General features: G+C 70.6%; 15 protein-coding genes. 10 read left to right on the top strand and 5 right to left on the bottom strand.

Annotated elements, in window-relative coordinates:
* A partial coding sequence (locus AWZ10_RS29875; protein ID WP_079104480.1) for an HAD family hydrolase occupies positions 1 to 909 on the bottom strand: 909 nt, incomplete at its 3' end.
* A 197-nt stretch (positions 910 to 1,106) separates the two neighbouring features.
* Here AWZ10_RS29875 and AWZ10_RS29880 point away from each other — a divergent pair.
* The 6 genes from AWZ10_RS29880 to hemB all read left to right on the top strand — a co-directional run bounded on the left by AWZ10_RS29880 (position 1,107) and on the right by hemB (position 8,147).
* Positions 1,107 to 1,394, top strand: a complete 288-nt coding sequence (locus tag AWZ10_RS29880; RefSeq protein ID WP_046706015.1) for a glutaredoxin family protein — start codon at positions 1,107 to 1,109, stop codon at positions 1,392 to 1,394.
* Positions 1,395 to 1,711: 317 nt separating this feature from the next.
* Positions 1,712 to 2,467, top strand: coding sequence for a redox-sensing transcriptional repressor Rex (locus tag AWZ10_RS29885; protein WP_046706014.1), 756 nt, complete (start codon positions 1,712 to 1,714; stop codon positions 2,465 to 2,467).
* Positions 2,464 to 4,242 carry a glutamyl-tRNA reductase gene (locus AWZ10_RS29890; RefSeq protein ID WP_060892510.1) on the top strand — a complete coding sequence of 593 codons (1,779 nt, stop codon included), beginning with the start codon at positions 2,464 to 2,466 and terminating at the stop codon, positions 4,240 to 4,242. The genes AWZ10_RS29885 and AWZ10_RS29890 overlap by 4 nt, the downstream gene beginning before the upstream one ends.
* Complete coding sequence (gene hemC / locus AWZ10_RS29895; RefSeq protein WP_046706012.1) at positions 4,239 to 5,207, top strand: hydroxymethylbilane synthase; 969 nt, start codon at positions 4,239 to 4,241, stop codon at positions 5,205 to 5,207. Before AWZ10_RS29890 ends, hemC begins: the two co-directional genes overlap by 4 nt.
* Positions 5,204 to 6,955 (top strand): bifunctional uroporphyrinogen-III C-methyltransferase/uroporphyrinogen-III synthase, encoded by a 1,752-nt coding sequence (locus AWZ10_RS29900; RefSeq protein ID WP_046706011.1) that lies wholly within the window; start codon positions 5,204 to 5,206, stop codon positions 6,953 to 6,955. The genes hemC and AWZ10_RS29900 overlap by 4 nt, the downstream gene beginning before the upstream one ends.
* 199 nt (positions 6,956 to 7,154) lie before the next feature.
* On the top strand, positions 7,155 to 8,147 hold the full coding sequence (hemB, locus tag AWZ10_RS29905) for a porphobilinogen synthase (protein ID WP_046706010.1): 993 nt from the start codon (positions 7,155 to 7,157) through the stop codon (positions 8,145 to 8,147).
* Between the two features lie 55 nt (positions 8,148 to 8,202).
* Here hemB and AWZ10_RS29910 read toward each other — a convergent pair whose 3' ends face one another.
* Positions 8,203 to 8,967, bottom strand: coding sequence for a DUF4232 domain-containing protein (locus tag AWZ10_RS29910; RefSeq protein WP_046706009.1), 765 nt, complete (start codon positions 8,965 to 8,967; stop codon positions 8,203 to 8,205).
* 273 nt (positions 8,968 to 9,240) lie between these two features.
* On the opposite strand from AWZ10_RS29910, the gene AWZ10_RS29915 reads away from it, so the two are divergent.
* The 3 genes from AWZ10_RS29915 (at position 9,241) to AWZ10_RS29925 (ending at position 12,107) form a co-directional block, all read left to right on the top strand.
* Positions 9,241 to 10,695 carry a helix-turn-helix domain-containing protein gene (locus AWZ10_RS29915; RefSeq protein ID WP_060892523.1) on the top strand — a complete coding sequence of 485 codons (1,455 nt, stop codon included), beginning with the start codon at positions 9,241 to 9,243 and terminating at the stop codon, positions 10,693 to 10,695.
* A gap of 84 nt (positions 10,696 to 10,779) precedes the next feature.
* Positions 10,780 to 11,136, top strand: coding sequence for a DUF805 domain-containing protein (locus tag AWZ10_RS29920; protein WP_046708638.1), 357 nt, complete (start codon positions 10,780 to 10,782; stop codon positions 11,134 to 11,136).
* A gap of 68 nt (positions 11,137 to 11,204) precedes the next feature.
* The gene (locus AWZ10_RS29925; RefSeq protein WP_060892511.1) at positions 11,205 to 12,107 is read left to right on the top strand and encodes an SAM-dependent methyltransferase; all 903 of its coding nucleotides are present in this window, start codon (positions 11,205 to 11,207) and stop codon (positions 12,105 to 12,107) included.
* Between the two features lie 111 nt (positions 12,108 to 12,218).
* On the opposite strand, the gene AWZ10_RS29930 is transcribed toward AWZ10_RS29925, so the two are convergent.
* Positions 12,219 to 13,151 (bottom strand): phosphotransferase family protein, encoded by a 933-nt coding sequence (locus tag AWZ10_RS29930; protein WP_046710025.1) that lies wholly within the window; start codon positions 13,149 to 13,151, stop codon positions 12,219 to 12,221.
* A gap of 129 nt (positions 13,152 to 13,280) precedes the next feature.
* On the opposite strand from AWZ10_RS29930, the gene AWZ10_RS29935 reads away from it, so the two are divergent.
* Entirely contained in the window at positions 13,281 to 14,576 is a 1,296-nt protein-coding gene (locus tag AWZ10_RS29935) for an aminotransferase-like domain-containing protein (RefSeq protein ID WP_060892512.1), read from the top strand.
* Between the two features lie 13 nt (positions 14,577 to 14,589).
* On the opposite strand, the gene AWZ10_RS29940 is transcribed toward AWZ10_RS29935, so the two are convergent.
* Positions 14,590 to 15,396, bottom strand: a complete 807-nt coding sequence (locus AWZ10_RS29940; RefSeq protein ID WP_060892513.1) for a DUF4253 domain-containing protein — start codon at positions 15,394 to 15,396, stop codon at positions 14,590 to 14,592.
* A gap of 91 nt (positions 15,397 to 15,487) precedes the next feature.
* The gene (gene argS, locus AWZ10_RS29945; protein ID WP_060892514.1) at positions 15,488 to 17,260 is read right to left on the bottom strand and encodes an arginine--tRNA ligase; all 1,773 of its coding nucleotides are present in this window, start codon (positions 17,258 to 17,260) and stop codon (positions 15,488 to 15,490) included.
* Between the last annotated feature and the right edge of the window lie 161 nt (positions 17,261 to 17,421).

Genomic DNA, 17,421 nt, shown 5'->3' on the forward strand with positions numbered 1-17,421 from the left:
GGCCGCCGTGCCGCCGCCCACCGCGCCCACGCCCGCCGCCGCGGGGAGGCCGACCTTGGCGGCCTTGCGGGCGGTGCGGTAGTCCCGCAGACGCCAGTCCATGTGCCGGGCGTGCTTACGGAGTTTGCTGTCGGGGTTGATGGCGTACGGGTGACCCACGAGCGACAGCATCGGGATGTCGTTGTGGGAGTCGCTGTACGCGGCGCAGCGCGAGAGGTCGAGGCCCTCCGCGGCGGCCAGGGCGCGTACGGCCTCGGCCTTCGCGGGGCCGTGCAGCGGCTCGCCGACCAGCTTGCCGGTGTACACCCCGTCGACGGACTCGGCGACCGTGCCCAGGGCGCCGGTCAGGCCGAGCCGGCGGGCGATCACCTGGGCGATCTCCACGGGCGCGGCCGTGACGAGCCAGACCTTCTGGCCGGCGTCGAGGTGGGCCTGGGCCAGGGCGCGGGTGCCGGGCCAGATGCGCTCGGCCATGTACTCGTCGTAGATCTCCTCGCCGATGATCGTCAGTTCGGCGACGCGGTGGCCCTGGACGATGGAGAGCGCGGAGTTCTGGGCGTCCTGCATGTGCTCGGGGTCCTCGGATCCCGCCAGCCTGAACCATGCCTGCTGCCAGGCGAATCGGGCGAGGTCGCGGGTCTCGAAGAACTTCCGTTTGTACAGGCCGCGGCCGAAGTGGAAGAGCGAGGCGCCCTGCATGACGGTGTTGTCGAGGTCGAAGAACGCGGCGGCCCTGTCGTCACCGAGGACCGGGAACACCGGTTCCTGGGCGGCGGTGTCGGGCGCGGGGGAGACGTCCTCCAACTCCTGGGAGGACTTGCGCGCTGCCTCCGCAGAGGCCTCGCCTGCCAAAACGCTCCGAGCCGTGGCGGAGCGCCTACGGGGAGTGAGCCATCCGAGAGCGGCCATGTCGTGAGCATAGCCAGTCTGTTCGGTGCTTCCGGAGCCGAGAGGTTTGCGGGTTGTGAACTCTCCGTGACCGTGTCGTCGGAGAAGCGGCGCGGGCGGCGTGTCCAGGTGCGGAACAGGGAGGTACCGGTGAGGAAAAGGGCAGGTCATGCGCTCCGTGGTGAGGAAGAGGTGTGGACTTGCGGTGCGGAGCGACAATGGCCGGCATGAGTGCCATGTTCCGGCGGACGCCGAAGAATTCCGGTGAGCGGCTCGTCACACTGATCGGAAAGCCCGGGTGCCATCTGTGTGAGGACGCGGAGGCGGTGATCGGGAAGGTCTGCGGTGAGCTGGGTGTTCCCTGGGAGAAGAAGGACATCACCGAGGATGCGGAACTCCACCGCCAGTACTGGGAGCAGATTCCGGTGGTGCTGGTGGACGGTGCCCAGCACACCTTCTGGAGGGTGAATGAGGAACGCCTTCGCAAAGCCCTCGCGCAGAGGTGACGATGATGTGACCTGACCGACCAGTCCAAGTGGTCCAAAAAGTCGCTTAGGATCGATGGGCTGGTTGGTCTCGGGGGCGGGATTCGTGAGGAGAGTGTGCGGTTTTGCCCCCGTCGTGCAAGGCGTCCGGTGAGGAACGAAGGTGCGTGTGCACCGGTTCCGTACGCGTGCGTCGAGTGTGCGTGACCCCGGTCACGTTGGCCGGGCAAATCGGACACCATCTTTGTGCACGCGTTCACAAAGACATAGCCTGCTGTCGACGGGGCGGTCTGGGGACGCATGACCGCCCGCAGCCCCGCTCTACCCGCAGGAGCACCGTGGCAACTGGCCGATCTCACCGACCGGCGACCCGTAGCCGAGGGATTCCCGAGGCCACCGTCGCCAGGCTTCCGCTCTACCTCCGTGCCCTGACCGCGTTGTCCGAGCGCTCGGTACCCACCGTTTCATCCGAGGAACTCGCGGCCGCCGCGGGGGTCAACTCCGCGAAGCTGCGCAAGGACTTCTCGTACCTGGGTTCCTATGGGACGCGGGGTGTGGGCTACGACGTCGAGTATCTCGTCTACCAGATCTCGCGTGAGCTGGGGCTGACCCAGGACTGGCCGGTCGTGATCGTCGGTATCGGTAATCTCGGCGCCGCGCTGGCCAATTACGGCGGGTTCGCGTCCCGCGGCTTTCGGGTGGCCGCGTTGATAGACGCCGATCCGGCCATGGCGGGAAAGCCGGTCGCGGGTATTCCGGTGCAGCACACGGACGAGCTGGAAAAGATCATCGACGAGGACGGCGTGTCGATCGGTGTGATCGCCACTCCCGCCGGCGCCGCCCAGCAGGTGTGCGACCGGCTGGTCGCCGCCGGAATCACGTCGATCCTGAACTTCGCGCCCACCGTCCTCTCCGTTCCGGACGGGGTCGACGTCCGCAAGGTGGACCTCTCCATCGAGCTGCAGATCCTCGCGTTCCACGAGCAGCGCAAGGCCGGCGAGGAGGCCGCGGCCGAGGCCGGGGCCGCAGCGTCGGCTTCCGAGGAGGCCGGGAAAGGGCCCGACGGGGATGTCCCCGCGGTGATGCCGGCATGAGTCTTCTGGTCGTCGGACTGAGCCACCGCAGCGCTCCGGTGAGCGTGCTGGAGCGGGCCGCGCTCTCCCTGGACGCGCAGACCAAGTTGCTTCAGGACACGGTCGCCGCCGAGCCGACCTCCGAGGCCGCGGTCCTCGCCACCTGCAACCGCATCGAGCTGTACGCGGACGTGGACAAGTTCCACGCGGGTGTCGCCGAGCTGTCCACGCTGCTCGCCCAGCACGGCGGGGTGGGGCTCGACGAGATCACTCCGTATCTGTACGTGCACTACGAGGACCGGGCCGTCCACCATCTGTTCTCCGTGGCCTGCGGGCTCGACTCGATGGTCGTCGGCGAGGGGCAGATCCTCGGGCAGATCAAGGACGCGCTGGCCCGTGCGCAGGAGCTGCACAGCGCCGGGCGGCTGCTGAACGACCTGTTCCAGCAGGGCCTCAGGGTCGGCAAGCGGGCGCACTCCGAGACCGGGATCGACCGGGCCGGGCAGTCGCTGGTGACCTTCGGCCTGGAGCAGTTCACCGCAGGCGCGGACGTCGAGAGCTGGGCCCGGGGCAAGCGGGCCGTGGTGATCGGCGCGGGGTCCATGTCCTCGCTGGCCGCCGCGACCCTCGCGCGCGCGGGCGTGGGCGAGATCGTGATCGCCAACCGGACGTTCGACCGGGCCGAGCGGCTGGCGCACCTGCTCGAAGAGCAGTACGGACAACGTCTCGCCGAGCAGGGCGATGCGGACGTGCTGGCCCGCGCGGTACCGATGGAATCGGTGCCGGCCGAGCTGACATGTGCCGATGTCGTCATCTCCTGCACGGGCGCCACGGGCCTGGTCCTGACCGCCGAGATGGTCGCGGCGGCGGTGGAGGGGCGGGTGCCCGAGGGCGCGTTCCCCACGCAGGCGGAGACTCGTACGGACGCACGGCCGGTCCTGCCGCCGACCTCCGTCGGCAGTGACGACGACTGTCCCCTCGACCTGCCCGCCGTGCAGGGCGGTGGCTTCTCCGTGCTCGGGGAGGCCGCGGTGGCAGGGATGAACGCGGCCACGCTGGAGCAGCACGCGGCCTGGGTGGACAACGCGACCGTGGACCGGCGCGTGAGCCGTCGCACGCCGGAGCGCGATGCCCCGCGTACGCCCGCCGCCGACGCCGAGCTGATCTCCGCGCTCGTCGCGGCCGTGGCCGTCACCGGGCGGATCACCGAGCTGCGCCGGCCCGAGCCCGTCGTCGAGGTGCCCCGGCCCGCGCCCGTGCTGGCGCTGCTGGACCTGGCGATGCCCCGGGACATCGACGCGGCCGCGCACCGGCTGGCCGGGGTTCGGCTGGTCGACATCGAGTCGCTCTCCGAGGTCTCCGCCGACGCGCCCATGGCCTCGGACGTCGACCTGGTGCGGAGGATCGTTTCGGACGAGGTGGCCGCCTTCGGCGCCGCTCAGCGCGCCGCGCACATCACACCCACCGTCGTGGCGCTGCGCGCCATGGCCGCCGATGTCGTCGCGAGCGAGATCGCGCGCCTGGAGGGCCGGTTGCCGGGCCTCGACGACAAGCACCGCGGCGAGATCAACCAGACCGTGCGGCGCGTCGTCGACAAGCTGCTGCACGCGCCGACCGTACGGGTCAAGCAGCTCGCGGCCGAGCCCGGCGGCGCCGGGTACGCGGACGCGCTGCGGACCCTGTTCGACCTGGACCAGGAGACGGTCGCCGCCGTGTCCCGGGCCGAGGACAGCGACCAGCACGCAGCCGGCGACACGTACGTCGAAGCGAACGCCGAGAACCGAGGGCGATCATGAGTGAGCCGCAAGACAGGGCCCTGAGGCTCGGGACCAGGCGAAGCAAACTCGCCGTGGCCCAGTCCGGGCAGGTGGCGGACACGGTCCGCCGGCTGACCGGGCGGTCCGTCGAACTCGTGGAGATCACGACGTACGGCGACGTCTCCCGCGAGCAGTTGGCGCAGATCGGCGGCACGGGCGTGTTCGTCGCCGCGCTGCGCGAGGCGCTGCTGCGGGGCGAGGTCGACTTCGCCGTGCACTCCCTCAAGGACCTGCCGACCGCGTACCCGGACGACCTGGCGCTGGCCGCGGTGCCGGTGCGCGCGGACGCGCGGGACGTGCTGGTCGCCCGGGACGGACTGACCTTCGAGCAGCTCCCCGAGGGCGCCCGGGTCGGTACCGGTTCGCCGCGGCGGATGTCCCAGCTGAACGCCTACGCGCGCAGCCACGGGCTCACGATCGAGACGGTGCCGATCCGCGGGAACGTCGACACGCGGATCGGATACGTGCGGAAGGGTGAGCTGGACGCCGTCGTCCTGGCCGCCGCCGGACTGAGCCGCATCGGACGGATCGACGAAGTGACCGACTTCCTCTCGGTCGACACTGTTTTGCCCGCCCCCGGCCAGGGGGCACTGGCGATCGAATGCGCCGCAGACAATGCGGACCTGATCGCCGCGCTCGCCGGGCTCGACGACCCGTACACTCGGGTCGCCGTGACCGCCGAGCGGTCCCTGCTCGCCGCCCTGGAGGCCGGTTGCAGCGCACCTGTGGGTGCGTTCGCCGACCTGCTGGCCGACGGGCAGATTGTCAAGGAGATGCGCCTGCGCGGCGTCGTCGGCACGACCGACGGCTCGACGCTGGTGCAGCTGTCCACCACCGGTCCCGTGCCCGAGACGTACGACCAAGCAATGGCGCTCGGCCGTGAACTCGCCGCCGAGATGCTCGCTAAGGGCGCGGCCGGTCTGATGGGGGAGCGAGCACATTGAGCCCCACCACCCTTCCCGCCGGTCCGGACCACGGTCACGTCACCTTCCTCGGTGCCGGACCCGGGGATCCGGGACTGCTGACACTGCGCGCCGTCGAGGCGCTGGCGAACGCGGACGTTCTCATCGCCGAGCACGATGTGCTCGACGTGGTACGTACGCACGCCCGCGCCGGCGTCGCCCTACTGGACACCGACTCGAGCCCGCCGTCGGCTCTGACTGCGGCGCCCTCTGCCTCTTCCGCGGCTACTTCAGCGGATACGTTCTCGGGCACAGGCACGCCTCAGCTGACGGTTGTTGACGGCGCGTCAACAACCGTTGGTGCACCCGCTGTGCGGGATGCGGCACATCTTGTCATGGAGGCTGCGCGGGGCGGCAAGCGGGTCGTGCGTGCGGTGTCCGGGGACCCCGGACTCGACACGTACGCCACCGACGAGATGCTGGCGTGCGCCGCCGCGGGCGTGCCGTTCGAGGTGGTGCCCGGTGTGGCCGCCGCCGTGGGCGTGCCCGCGTACGCCGGTGTGCCGCTGCGGGACGCGCAGGGCGCGGACGTGCGGTTCGTCGACGCGCGCACGGCGTCCGACCGGTGCTGGGCGGAGGTCGGGGCGTCGGACGGGACCGTCGTCGTCTCGGCGACGCTGGAGACCGTGGCCGCGGCCGCCGGTGAGCTGGTCGCGACGGGCCGCAAGCCCGATACGCCGATGACCGTGACGGTCGCCGGTACGACGACCCGGCAGCGGACCTGGACCGCGACGCTCGGCACGATCGCGCAGACGCTGAAGCAGGCGAAGGTGCTGCCCTCCCCGGAGGGGGGCCGGCCGGTGATAGCCGTGGTCGGTGAGCGTTCCGCCGCGGCCCAGCGCGACCAGCTGTCCTGGTTCGAGAACAAGCCGCTCTTCGGCTGGCGGGTCCTCGTGCCGAGGACGAAGGAGCAGGCCGCCTCGCTCTCCGACCAACTGCGCTCGTACGGGGCCGTACCGCACGAGGTGCCGACGATCGCGGTCGAACCGCCGCGGACGCCGCAACAGATGGAGCGGGCGGTGAAGGGGCTCGTGACGGGGCGTTACGAGTGGATCGCCTTCACGAGCGTCAATGCCGTCAAGGCCGTGCGGGAGAAGTTCGAGGAGTACGGGCTCGACGCGCGCGCCTTCGCCGGGATCAAGGTCGCGGCGGTCGGTGAGCAGACCGCCAAGGCGCTCATCGCCTTCGGCGTGAAGCCGGACCTGGTGCCGAGCGGGGAGCAGAGCGCCGCAGGGCTGCTGGAGGACTGGCCGCCCTACGACCCGGTCTTCGACCCGATCGACCGGGTGTTCCTGCCTCGGGCCGACATCGCCACGGAGACACTGGTCGCCGGGCTGATCGAGCTCGGGTGGGAGGTCGACGACGTCACCGCGTACCGGACCGTGCGGGCCTCGCCGCCGCCGGCCGAGACCCGGGAGGCGATCAAGGGGGGCGGATTCGACGCCGTTCTCTTCACGTCGTCCTCCACCGTGCGGAATCTGGTGGGGATCGCCGGGAAGCCGCACAACGTGACCGTGATCGCCTGTATCGGTCCCGCCACCGCGAAGACCGCGGAGGAGCACGGGCTCCGGGTGGACGTGATGGCTCCCGAGCCGTCCGTCCACAAGCTGGCCGAGGCGCTGGCCGACTTCGGGCTGCGGCGGCGCGCGGCCGCGGTGGAGGCGGGGGATGCCCCCACCCGGCCGAGTGAGCGGCGGCCGGGGGCCCGGCGGCGGCGGAGCACGACCTGAGCGGACCACCACGTGAGGGGCTGTGCCCCTTTCACCCCCTGAGCGCCTGCCGGCTCAGGGGGTTTCGTGGTGTGGGGGTACGGGTGGTCCGTGTGTCGCCCACACGGTTCCTGGCACCTCCGGCAGGAATGAGCCTGCGGCCCTCTCGGCCGACGGGCCGTCGGCAAAGGGGGCGGTGGGGCGGGCGTAGCGTAGGTGTATGTCGAAGTACGGATCGTTTCCCGGTACGCGGCCCCGCCGGCTTCGTACGACGCCTGTGATGCGGCGGATGGTGGCCGAGACGCGGCTGCATCCCGCGGACTTCATCCTGCCCGCCTTCGTGCGGGAGGGGGTGAGTGAGCCGGTGCCGATCACGGCGATGCCGGGGGTCGTGCAGCACACCCGGGACAGTCTGAAGAAGGCAGCCGTGGAGGCCGTCGAGGCCGGGGTCTCCGGGATCATGCTGTTCGGGGTGCCGGAGGACGAGAAGAAGGACGCGCTCGGGACGCCGGGGACCGATCCGGACGGGATCCTGCAGGTCGCCATCCGCGATGTGCGGGCCGAGGTCGGGGACGAGCTGCTCGTGATGTCCGATCTCTGTCTGGATGAGACGACTGATCACGGGCACTGTGGGGTGCTTGACGATCAGGGGCGGGTCGACAACGACGCGACCCTTGAGCGGTACGCCGAGATGGCCCAGGTCCAGGCCGACGCCGGTGCCCATGTGGTCGGGCCCAGCGGGATGATGGACGGGCAGATCGGGGTCGTTCGTGATGCTCTTGATCAGATCGGGCGCGAGGATGTCGCTGTTCTGGCTTACACCGCCAAGTACGCGTCCGCGTTCTACGGGCCCTTCCGGGAGGCTGTCGCCTCGTCGCTGAAGGGGGACCGGAAGACCTACCAGCAGGACCCCGCCAATGCGCGGGAGTCGCTGCGGGAGCTCGCTCTCGATCTGCAGGAGGGCGCCGACATGGTGATGGTCAAGCCGGCCGGGCCCTACCTGGACATCCTCGCGCGGGTCGCGGACGCCGTGGACGTGCCGGTCGTCGCGTACCAGATCTCCGGGGAGTACTCGATGGTCGAGGCCGCCGCGGAGAAGGGGTGGATCGACCGGGACCGGGCGATCCTGGAGACGCTGACGGGGATCAAGCGGGCGGGTGCGCAGAACATCCTCACGTACTGGGCCGTCGAGGCGGCTCGCATGCTGCGCTGAGGTTCCCCTCGGGCCCAGTACGTACGGTGGAGTGCGCCCACGGTTCGGTCCTGGCTCAGTACACCAGGGCGTCCGCCGCGGTCGACTGCCAGTAGGTGACGGCGACGGAGTTGTCGACGTACACGCCCTTGGCCGGGAGTGCGGGGGACGCGGGGGCGCCGGCGTCGCTGCCGGGCTTGCGGCCCTGGAAGTGGATGACGACCTTCTTCTCCGTCACGCCCTCGCCGCCGCTGCCGTCGGCGGACGAGAGGAGGACGCCCGCGTAGCCGGACTCGCCGGGGGCCAGGGTCACGACCGCCTGCGGCTTGGACTCCTCCATCACGCGCGGTGCCGACTGCGCCTCGCCGAACCGGACCGTGGGGTTGTAGTAGAGGTCGCAGACCTTCGAGCCGGTGTTCTTGACGGTGATCAGCATGTGGTTGATCGGGCGGGACACCGGCTTCGCGGTGACGGTGGTGTTGGAGCCGTTGCAGGTGACGCGGTTGGCGGGGTCCCAGGGGTCCGTGGTCCCGCCGTTCGGGGAGGTCTTGGCGGTGTCGCTGCCGCCGCCGCTGGTGCCCGTGCCGCCGCTGGTGCTGGTTCCCGTCCCCGTCTTCGAGGAGGCCTGGTCGGTCGTGGCGCCGCCGGTGGTGGCGGCGCCGGTGGTCGTGCCCGAGGTGCCGGTGTTTTGCGAGGTCGAGGTGGAGCCGCCCGCCGAACCCTCGTCCCTGGTGCCCATGCCGTTGTCGCACGCCGTCAGGGCGAGGGCGGCGAGGGCGACTCCGGTCGCGGCGAGCAGACGGGCGGGGCGGGTGGAGCGGGCGGTGCGGAACGTGCGCATGACGAATCCCTTTCGGACAAAGCTGGTTGAGAAGGCTGAGAACAAGTGGTCGAAGCCGTACCGCTCGACCGGTGTGCCGGGAGCGGCGTGCTTGGATGACCAAAGCTTGTGGGGTGATCCGTCCCGGCCGCCACAATCAAGGGAAGATCAGGGACGCTGGAATGCTCGCACCGGCTTTGACCTGCGAGAACATCACTTCCCTGGAACGTGGAACGGGACGTGGGGTCTGAGGAGACGGAGGAAGACGTGTCGGGGAGCGGTACCGCGAACGGCCTGGGGGCTGATTTCGCCGAGCTGCTGCGGGAGTTGAAGGAGAGCTCCGGGCTGAGTTACGGGGTGCTCGCCAAGCGGCTCCACATGAGTACGTCGACGCTTCACCGGTACTGCAACGGGGACGCCGTACCGACGGATTACGCCCCCGTCGAGCGGCTGGCCCGTCTCTGCAAGGCGACGCCGGAGGAGCTGGTCGAGCTCCACCGGACGTGGGTGCTCGCGGACGCGGTGCGGCGGCGCAAGGGGGGTGACTCCGTCGGGGCGGCGGAGGGAGCCGCGCCGGGTGCGGCGACTGGGCGGGGTAAGGCCCTTGAGCGGGGGACGGCCTCGGGTGCGGGGGCTCCGGACGCGATGGCTGTGGAGGGGCCGGCCGTGGATTCGTTGATCGAGTCGGGTACGGCCTCGGAGGAGAGCGCGGTCCCTGAGACGGTGATCGGGGGCGGGGGTTCCGGTGGGGCGGGGGAGCGGGCGCCGGCTCGGCGGCGTACGCGGGTCGCGCTCATCGCCGGGCTGGCCGTGGCCGCCGTGCTCGGTGCGGTCACGCTCGCCGTGAGTCTGCCGTCCAGCGGGGACGAGGACGGGGCCGGCGCACGGTGGGCCGGGGACGTGTCCCTGGGGGAGGAGGAGGCTGCGGGGGAGGAGAGGGGCGACCAGGGCTCATCCGCGCCGTCCAGTGCCTCGCCTTCCGTCTCCGCGAGCGAGTCGGCTGACAAGGGCAAGGGAGAGAAGGGCAAGGGAGAGAAGGGGGCCGGGGCCTCTGCCATCGCCACCCCGACCAGCCCCGGCGGGGCGGGCGGGGGCGGCGAGGACGCCTCCCTCCCGGCGCCGCTGTCCGTGAAGGTCGAGCCGTACACCTGGGAAAGCCCCTGCTCCCAGCGGTATCTGGCCGACCGGCCGCAGACGAAGGTGGGGCCGCCGCCGCTGGAGCAGGACGCGGCGGCCTGGGTGTCGTCGGAGGGGGCCGTTTCGTCGGGGCAGCAGTTCCTGACGCTCACCGTGCAGGGCACCGGCGAGGAGACGGTGGTCGTACGGAGCCTCAAGGTCCGCATGGTCGACAAGCAGTCGCCTCTCGCCTGGAACGACTTCGCCATGGGCTATCCCGGCGTCGGCTGCGGGGCCGGCGTCCCGACCCGGTCCTTCACGATCGCCCTCGACGCCGCGCGACCCGATGTGCAGCCCAAGGCGGGCAGCAGGAACTTCCCGTACTCCGTCAGCGAGTCCGACCCGGAGGTGTACTACATCACCGCCGACGCGTCGGCGTACTACGTCCGTTGGTACCTGGAGCTGAAGTGGACCAGCGGCTCCCGCGGCGGCACGCTGATCGTGAACGACAACGGCCTGCCGTTCCGCACGAGCGGCAACAACGGGCGTCCGGCGTACGAGTATCCGCTCGGTGGCCCGAAGTGGGTCCAGGAGGGGACGACGCTGGGTGAGAGCGAGGAGAGCGGCAACTGATTGACGAGTTCTCGTCAATCGGCATAGGTTCTGCGCCTGCCCTGATCCTCGGGGCGGGCGCATGCCGTTTTTCGGGGGAACATCATGAACTGGTTCGTCGAGGTGCTCAGGAAGTACGTGGTCTTCAGCGGGCGGGCGCGCCGCCAGGAGTACTGGATGTTCACGCTGATCGCCTCGCTCATCTATCTCGGGCTCGTGGTCCTCGGCCTGGTCATGGACACGGAGGTGCCCGAACTCGTCTTCGTCGCCGCCGTCTTCCTGCCGTCGCTGGCGGTCAGCGTCCGGCGGCTGCACGACATCGGTCGCAGCGGCTGGTGGGTCCTCATCGGGATCGTTCCCTGTGTCGGCACCATCGTCACGATCATCTTCATGGCCACCGAGGGCCAGCGGGACGCGAACCGGTACGGCCCCGACCCGAAGGCGTATCCGGCCCATCTCTGACGTGGCAACTCCCGTGGAGCGTTAGGTTGTTGGTCATTTCAATGACTCGACTCTCCAGGGAGAGCCTTATGGCCGGTGACGCGCTCAGCCAGGACCCCGCCGAGCTGCGGAAGAGGATCGACACCACCAAGGCGCACCCGGCGCGCGTCTACGACGTCTTCCTCGGCGGCAAGGACAACTACCCCGTGGACCGGGAGGCCGCCGGCGCCGCACTGGCGGCCAATCCGCGCGGCTACCTCGATGTCCGGCACAACCGGGACTTCATGCGCCGCGCGGTGACCACACTCACCAAGGACGAGGGCATCCGCCAGTTCCTCGACATCGGCACGGGGCTGCCGACCGCCGAGAACGTCCACCAGATCGCCCAGGAGATCGTCCCCGACTCCCGGGTCGTGTACGTCGACAACGACCCGGTGGTGCTCGCCCACGCGCGCGCGTTGCTCACGAGCGGGCCCGAGGGCGTCACGGACTACATCGACGCCGACTTCAAGTCGCCGGCTCAGATCCTCGAAGCCGCCGCGAGGACACTCGACTTCGACCGGCCGATCGCGCTGTGCCTGGTGGCGCTTCTGCACTTCGTGGAGGACGACCTGGCGTACCCCGTCGTGCGGGAGCTGGTGGACGCGCTGCCCGCCGGGAGCCGGCTGGTCCTCAGCCATCTGACCGAGGACCTCAATCCGGCGAAGATCCGTGCGGTCCAGGAGACCTACACCAAGCGGGGGTTCACCTTCGTGCTGCGGTCCAGGGACGAGGTCGCGCGCTTCTTCGAGCAGAGTGGCCTGGTGGTGGACGAGCCCGGGGTGGTGCCGGCGCATCACTGGCGGTTCGAGGACGGTGCGCCGGTGCCCGAGGCGTTGGAGTCGCATGCGCTGGCCGGGATGGACGACATCGAGAAGGTTCGGTATCGGGACATCAACGACGTGACCGACGCGGACATCAACGTGTATGCGGCGATGGGGCGTAAGGGCTGATCAGGGTGTAAGGGATGGAGGTTGGTGGTCGGGTGTGGGTGAGCGGCGGCTGGACGCGCGGTTTCCCCGCGCCGGTGAAGGGGGCTGCCCCCCTTCACCCCCCTCTCCCCTTCACCCCCCGGTTCCGAACCAGGTCTCCGCCAATGCGTCCAGGGTCTGGCTGGGCGGAGCCGGCAGGCTGCGCAGGTACCAGTTCAGGTCGCTGTACACGTGGAGGAGGGTGTAGGCCATCAGTTCGCGGGGGTCGAACGGAGGGTGGCCGTATGCCTCGTAGAAGAGTTTCAGCAGGGTGGGGTCGGCTCGGGTGAGGAAGAGGCCGACGCTGACGAAGTCGTAGGCGGGGTCGCCGACCATGGCCGGCTCGAAGTCGAAGAGGCCGGTGAGGCGCCAGCCGTCGTGCGGGTCGACGGTGAGGTGCTCGCGCATGAACTCGGTGTGCAGGAGGACCGGGCGGCGTGGGGCGGGCAGGGGCACGGAGCGGAGGAAGTCCGGGATCTGTTCCAGCCAGGGGCCCGAGAGGCCGCCGATCTGCTGCTGTTCGACCGCTGTCGCGCGCTGCGTGGCGATGAACCTGCCCCAGTCTGGCGGCCCGGTGAGGGGGATGACCGGGGTGGCGTCCAGGGCGTGCAGGGCGGCGAGGCTCTCGGCGGCCTCGACGACGACACGTTCCTGGTCGGGCCGGGGGATCCGGGGCCAGGCCTCGTTGAGGTCCTCGCCGGGCAGACGGGACATCAACACATAACGCCAGCCGCTCTTGTACTGGTCGGCCGAGTGCAACCTGGGTGTGGGGATGGGGAGTTTGCCCCACAGCATCGACAGCAGGCGGGCCTCGCGGACGGCTTGGGCCGCCTCGAAACCCGGATAGAGCTTGAGGACGAGGGCATCGCCGACGGCGTACACCGGCAGCGAGCCCTCGGGGAAGCGTACGATCCGCGCGCCTGCGAGACCGAGTTGACCGCAGAGATCCTGGGCGGCCGGTCGCAGCAGTGCCTCGTCACCGACGACTTCTTGCAACTCGTCGTTCGTGTCCACGCTGGGCAGCATGGGTCGCAGCCTAGGGGGTGCGGAGCACGGTCCGCATCGCGGAATTGGTGGATGTAAGGGGCATGCACCTGCCTAGGGTGCGGGCAGGGGCGGGGCCGTGCCGTCCGGGAGTGGCGAAGGAGCCGTGTGATGGGTGCCATGGATGCTGTGCGTGCCGCGCATGACGTGGGGTTTGTCGCGCATGTGGGGAGCGAGGGCGGTTCGGGGAGCGTGGCCCCGGCGGACGGCGGGGCGGCCGTGCCCGGCTTCGCCGAGCGGGTCACGGCGGTCGGAGGTTCCCCCGTACGGGACATCCTCGCCGTCACCTCGCGCCCCGAGGTCGTCAACTTCGCGGGTGGACTGCCCGCCCCTGAGCTGTTCGACGCGGAGGGGATAGCGGCCGCCTACCGCGATGTGCTCGCCGAGTCCGCGGGGCGCGCCCTGCAGTACGCGACGACCGAGGGCGAGCCGGCGCTCCGGGCGGCGCTCGCCGCGCGGTACGGGGCGCGCGGGCTGCCGACCGGCGCGGACGGGGTGCTCGTCACCACCGGGTCGCAGCAGGCGCTGTCGCTGCTCGCCACCGCGTTGCTGGAGCCGGGTGACGTCGTCCTGGTCGAGGAGCCCTGCTATCTGGCGGCACTTCAGGCGTTCCGGTTCGCGGGGGCGCGGGTGGTGGCGGTGCCCGGCGACGAGCACGGGGTGGACCCGGCGGCGCTGGAGGAACTGGTGGTGCGGAACCGGCCCAAGCTCTTCTACACGGTGCCCACCTTCCAGAACCCGACCGGGCGCACGCTCCCCGCCGGGCGGCGGGCGGCCGTCGCCTCCGTCGCCGCCCGGCGCGGACTGTGGATCGTCGAGGACGACCCGTACGGCGAACTCCGCTTCGAGGGCGACCGGGTGCCGTGGATCGCCACGTACCCGGGTGCCGAGGACCGTACGGCGCTGCTGGGGTCCTTCTCCAAGGTCATGGCCCCCGGGATGCGGCTGGGCTGGCTGCGCGCGCCCGCGGAGCTGCGCCGGGCGTGCGCGGTCGCCAAGCAGGCGGCGGATCTGCACACCCCGACCGTCAACCAGCTCGCAGCGGCCCGCTATCTCGCCGACCGCGACCTCGACGCCCATGTCGTCCGCGTCGCCGCCGCGTACCGGGAGCGCCGCGACACCATGCTCGACGGCCTCGCCGAGGCCCTCCCCGAGGGTTCCACCTGGAACCGCCCCGAGGGGGGCATGTTCCTCTGGGCCCGCCTCCCCTCCTCCCACGACACCACCGCCCTCCTGCCGCGCGTCGTCGAGCAGGACGTGGCGTACGTGCCCGGCGCCCCCTTCTACGCCGGTGAACCGGACCGGTCGACCCTGCGGCTCTGCTTCGTGACACAGACGCCGGAGGAGATCCGGGAGGGGCTGCGGAGGTTGGGGAAGGGGCTGCGGGCGGCAGGGGGAGCGGGGTGACGCGCGGCTGCGGTCAGTCCCACCAGAAGGACCAGGTGTGTTCGCCGACGAGGGTGCGGGCGTAGGAGCGCAGGGAGCCTTCGGCCGTGCCCTGTGACACGTTGTCCGGGCAGAACGCGAAGTGCTCGGCGGCCACCGCCTCCGCCTCGGCCCCGGTGGTGGGGGGCGCCGCCACCGAGACCACCAACTGGGCGAAGTTCAGGGCCACGACGCGTATGCCGAAGCGGTCCTCCCAGGAGCGCAGGACCGCGCTCAGACGGGCCACGTCCCGCTCGTGGTTCATCGGGCCCGCCCAGCCGATGGCCGCCGGGATGTCCGCGCTGCGCCGGGCGGGTACCAGGGCGAGGCGGGGTTCCTTGACCCGGGAGGGGTCACTCGCCAGGGCGTCGACGATCTCGGCGGCGAGGGCGTCCGGGTCGGTGCCGGACGCTTCGGAGGCAGGGGTGGCGGCGAGGCCGGGCCACTCGCCGTCCTCCCGGGCCGCGCACTCCTCCCAGAACTCGGCCAGGACCTCCTCGGCGTCGTGGTCTCCGGGATACGAGGTCTCGCCCGGCGCCAACTCCCACTCCTGCGGCCCGCCTTGGCTGCCGCCGACATCGACCAGCACCGGCAGGAGCCCCGCCGTGCGCCGCGCGGGCTCCGCGGTGGTCCAGACGCCGGGTGCGGCCGGTTCGTCCGCGCACCACAGCAGCGGCTCGTGCCACGGTCCGTCGTCCGTCGCGTCTATCAGCCGCCCGGGGGGAAGCGGGAGTTCAAGCCCGAGTGTGTGTCCGCTCGGGTCGGCGGCCAGTTTGGGCAGCGGGTTGGGAAGTGTCGCCATGGGGGTGACTGTAAGGGGAGGTACTGACAGCGGGGTTGCGTGTTCCGGTGCCCACGAACCCCGCCCCTCCGGTCGGTTCAGGCGGTTCGGGTCAGAGCTTGTCGGGCGTCCTGATGCCCAGCAGTCCCATCCCCCGGTGCAGGGTGCGGGCCGTCAGGTCGACCAGGAACAGGCGGTTCTCCACCTTGGCCGGGGTCTCGGCCTTCAGGACCGGGCACTGGTCGTAGAACGTGGTCAGCAGGGTCGCCAGCTTGAAGAGGTACGCGGCCAGCTTGTGCGGCTCGTACGACTCCGCGACCTCGGCCAGCGTCTCGCCGAACTGGTCCAGGTGCAGGCCCAGCGCCCGCTCCGCCGGGGCCAGTTCCAGCTCCGGGTGCGCGGTCGGGGCGGCGGCCTCGCCCGCCTTGCGGAGGATCGACTGGATACGGGCGTACGCGTACTGGAGGTACACGGAGGTGTCGCCGTTCAGCGAGACCATCTGGTCCAGGTCGAACTTGTAGTCGCGCACGGCGGAGGTCGACAGGTCGGCGTACTTCACCGCGCCCACGCCGACGTACCGGCCGTTCTCGACGATCTCCTCCTCGGCCAGGCCCATCTTCTCGGCCTTCTCCCGGACCACGGTCGTGGCTCGGTCGATCGCCTCGTCCAGTAGGTCCACCAGGCGGATCGTCTCGCCCTCGCGGGTCTTGAACGGCTTGCCGTCCTTGCCGAGCACCGTGCCGAAGGCGAGCTGGAACGCCTTGACGTCCTCGTCGTTCAGCCAGCCCGCCCTGCGCGCGGTCTCGAAGACCATCTTGAAGTGCAGGGACTGGCGGGCGTCGACGACGTACAGGAGGGAGTTCGCCTTGAGGTTGAAGACGCGGTCCCGGATCGCGGAGAGGTCGGTGGCCGCGTAGCCGTAGCCGCCGTCCGACTTCTTGACGATCAGGGGGACCGGGTTGCCGTCCGGGCCCTTGATGTCGTCGAAGAAGACACAGAGGGCGCCCTCCGAGCGGACCGCGACGCCCGACTCCTCCAGGAGGCGGCACGTCTCGTCCAGCATGTCGTTGTAGCCCGACTCGCCGACGATGTCCGCGTCCCGGATCTCCATGTCCAGCTTCTCGAAGACGGAGAAGAAGTAGATCTTCGACTCGTCGACGAACTTCTGCCAGGTGGCGAGGGTGTGCGGGTCACCGGCCTGGAGGTCGACCACCCGGCGGCGGGCCCGCGTCTTGAACTCCTCGTCGGAGTCGAACAGCTTCCGGGCGGCCTTGTAGAGGCGGTCGAGGTTCGACATCGCCTCCTCGCCGCTCACCCGGGCGTCCTTGTGGTCCAGCTCGTGCGGGTGCTCGTCCAGGTACTGGATGAGCATGCCGAACTGGGTGCCCCAGTCGCCGATGTGGTGCCTGCGGACCACGTTCTCGCCGGTGAACTCCAGGATCTGGACGACCGCGTCACCGATCACGGCGGAGCGGAGGTGGCCGACGTGCATCTCCTTCGCCACGTTCGGCTGGGCGTAGTCGATGACCGTCGTACCCGGGTGCGCGGCGAGCGGCACGCCGAGACGGTTCTCCGGGTCCGCGTAGCGCTCCGCGAGGTTCTCGGTGATCGCCCTGTCGGTGAGCGTGATGTTCAGGAAGCCGGGGCCGGAGACCTCGATCTCCTTGATGACCTCGCCGGACTCCACCTGGGCGACGACCTGCGCGGCCAGCTCCCTCGGGTTCGCCTTCGCCTTCTTCGCGAGGGCGAGGATCCCGTTCGCCTGGTAGTCCGCCCGGTCGCTGCGTCGCAGCAGCGGGTCCGCGTCGGCCTCCGGCAGGGCTGCCGTGAGGGCGGTCGCGAGGCGCTGGTGGACGGAGGCGGTGAGGGACGTGACCGAAGCCATCAGGGGAGCCGTTCTCCTTGGGGTACGGGTGGATGTGCTCAGTATCCCACGGGGGGTAAACGGGTTTTTCTGGTGCGGTGGTCGGGTGAGGGGCGCCTCGGGGGTCGGGGGTCGGGGGTGCGTCGGCGGGTGCGGGTCCGTGGGGGCTGGTCGCGCAGTTC

The sequence above is a fragment of the Streptomyces europaeiscabiei genome, from assembly GCF_001550375.1.
Classification (GTDB): domain Bacteria; phylum Actinomycetota; class Actinomycetes; order Streptomycetales; family Streptomycetaceae; genus Streptomyces; species Streptomyces europaeiscabiei.

Excerpts from the sequence above, each read along its gene's own strand:
- AWZ10_RS29880 (WP_046706015.1), top strand. The coding sequence starts at position 1,107 with ATGGCCGGCATGAGTGCCATGTTCCGGCGGACGCCGAAGAATTCCGGT.
- AWZ10_RS29890 (WP_060892510.1), top strand. The coding sequence starts at position 2,464 with ATGAGTCTTCTGGTCGTCGGACTGAGCCACCGCAGCGCTCCGGTGAGC.
- hemC (WP_046706012.1), top strand. The coding sequence starts at position 4,239 with ATGAGTGAGCCGCAAGACAGGGCCCTGAGGCTCGGGACCAGGCGAAGC.
- hemB (WP_046706010.1), top strand. The coding sequence starts at position 7,155 with ATGTCGAAGTACGGATCGTTTCCCGGTACGCGGCCCCGCCGGCTTCGT.
- AWZ10_RS29910 (WP_046706009.1), bottom strand. The coding sequence starts at position 8,967 with ATGCGCACGTTCCGCACCGCCCGCTCCACCCGCCCCGCCCGTCTGCTC.
- AWZ10_RS29920 (WP_046708638.1), top strand. The coding sequence starts at position 10,780 with ATGAACTGGTTCGTCGAGGTGCTCAGGAAGTACGTGGTCTTCAGCGGG.
- AWZ10_RS29925 (WP_060892511.1), top strand. The coding sequence starts at position 11,205 with ATGGCCGGTGACGCGCTCAGCCAGGACCCCGCCGAGCTGCGGAAGAGG.
- AWZ10_RS29930 (WP_046710025.1), bottom strand. The coding sequence starts at position 13,151 with ATGCTGCCCAGCGTGGACACGAACGACGAGTTGCAAGAAGTCGTCGGT.
- AWZ10_RS29935 (WP_060892512.1), top strand. The coding sequence starts at position 13,281 with ATGGGTGCCATGGATGCTGTGCGTGCCGCGCATGACGTGGGGTTTGTC.
- AWZ10_RS29940 (WP_060892513.1), bottom strand. The coding sequence starts at position 15,396 with ATGGCGACACTTCCCAACCCGCTGCCCAAACTGGCCGCCGACCCGAGC.
- argS (WP_060892514.1), bottom strand. The coding sequence starts at position 17,260 with ATGGCTTCGGTCACGTCCCTCACCGCCTCCGTCCACCAGCGCCTCGCG.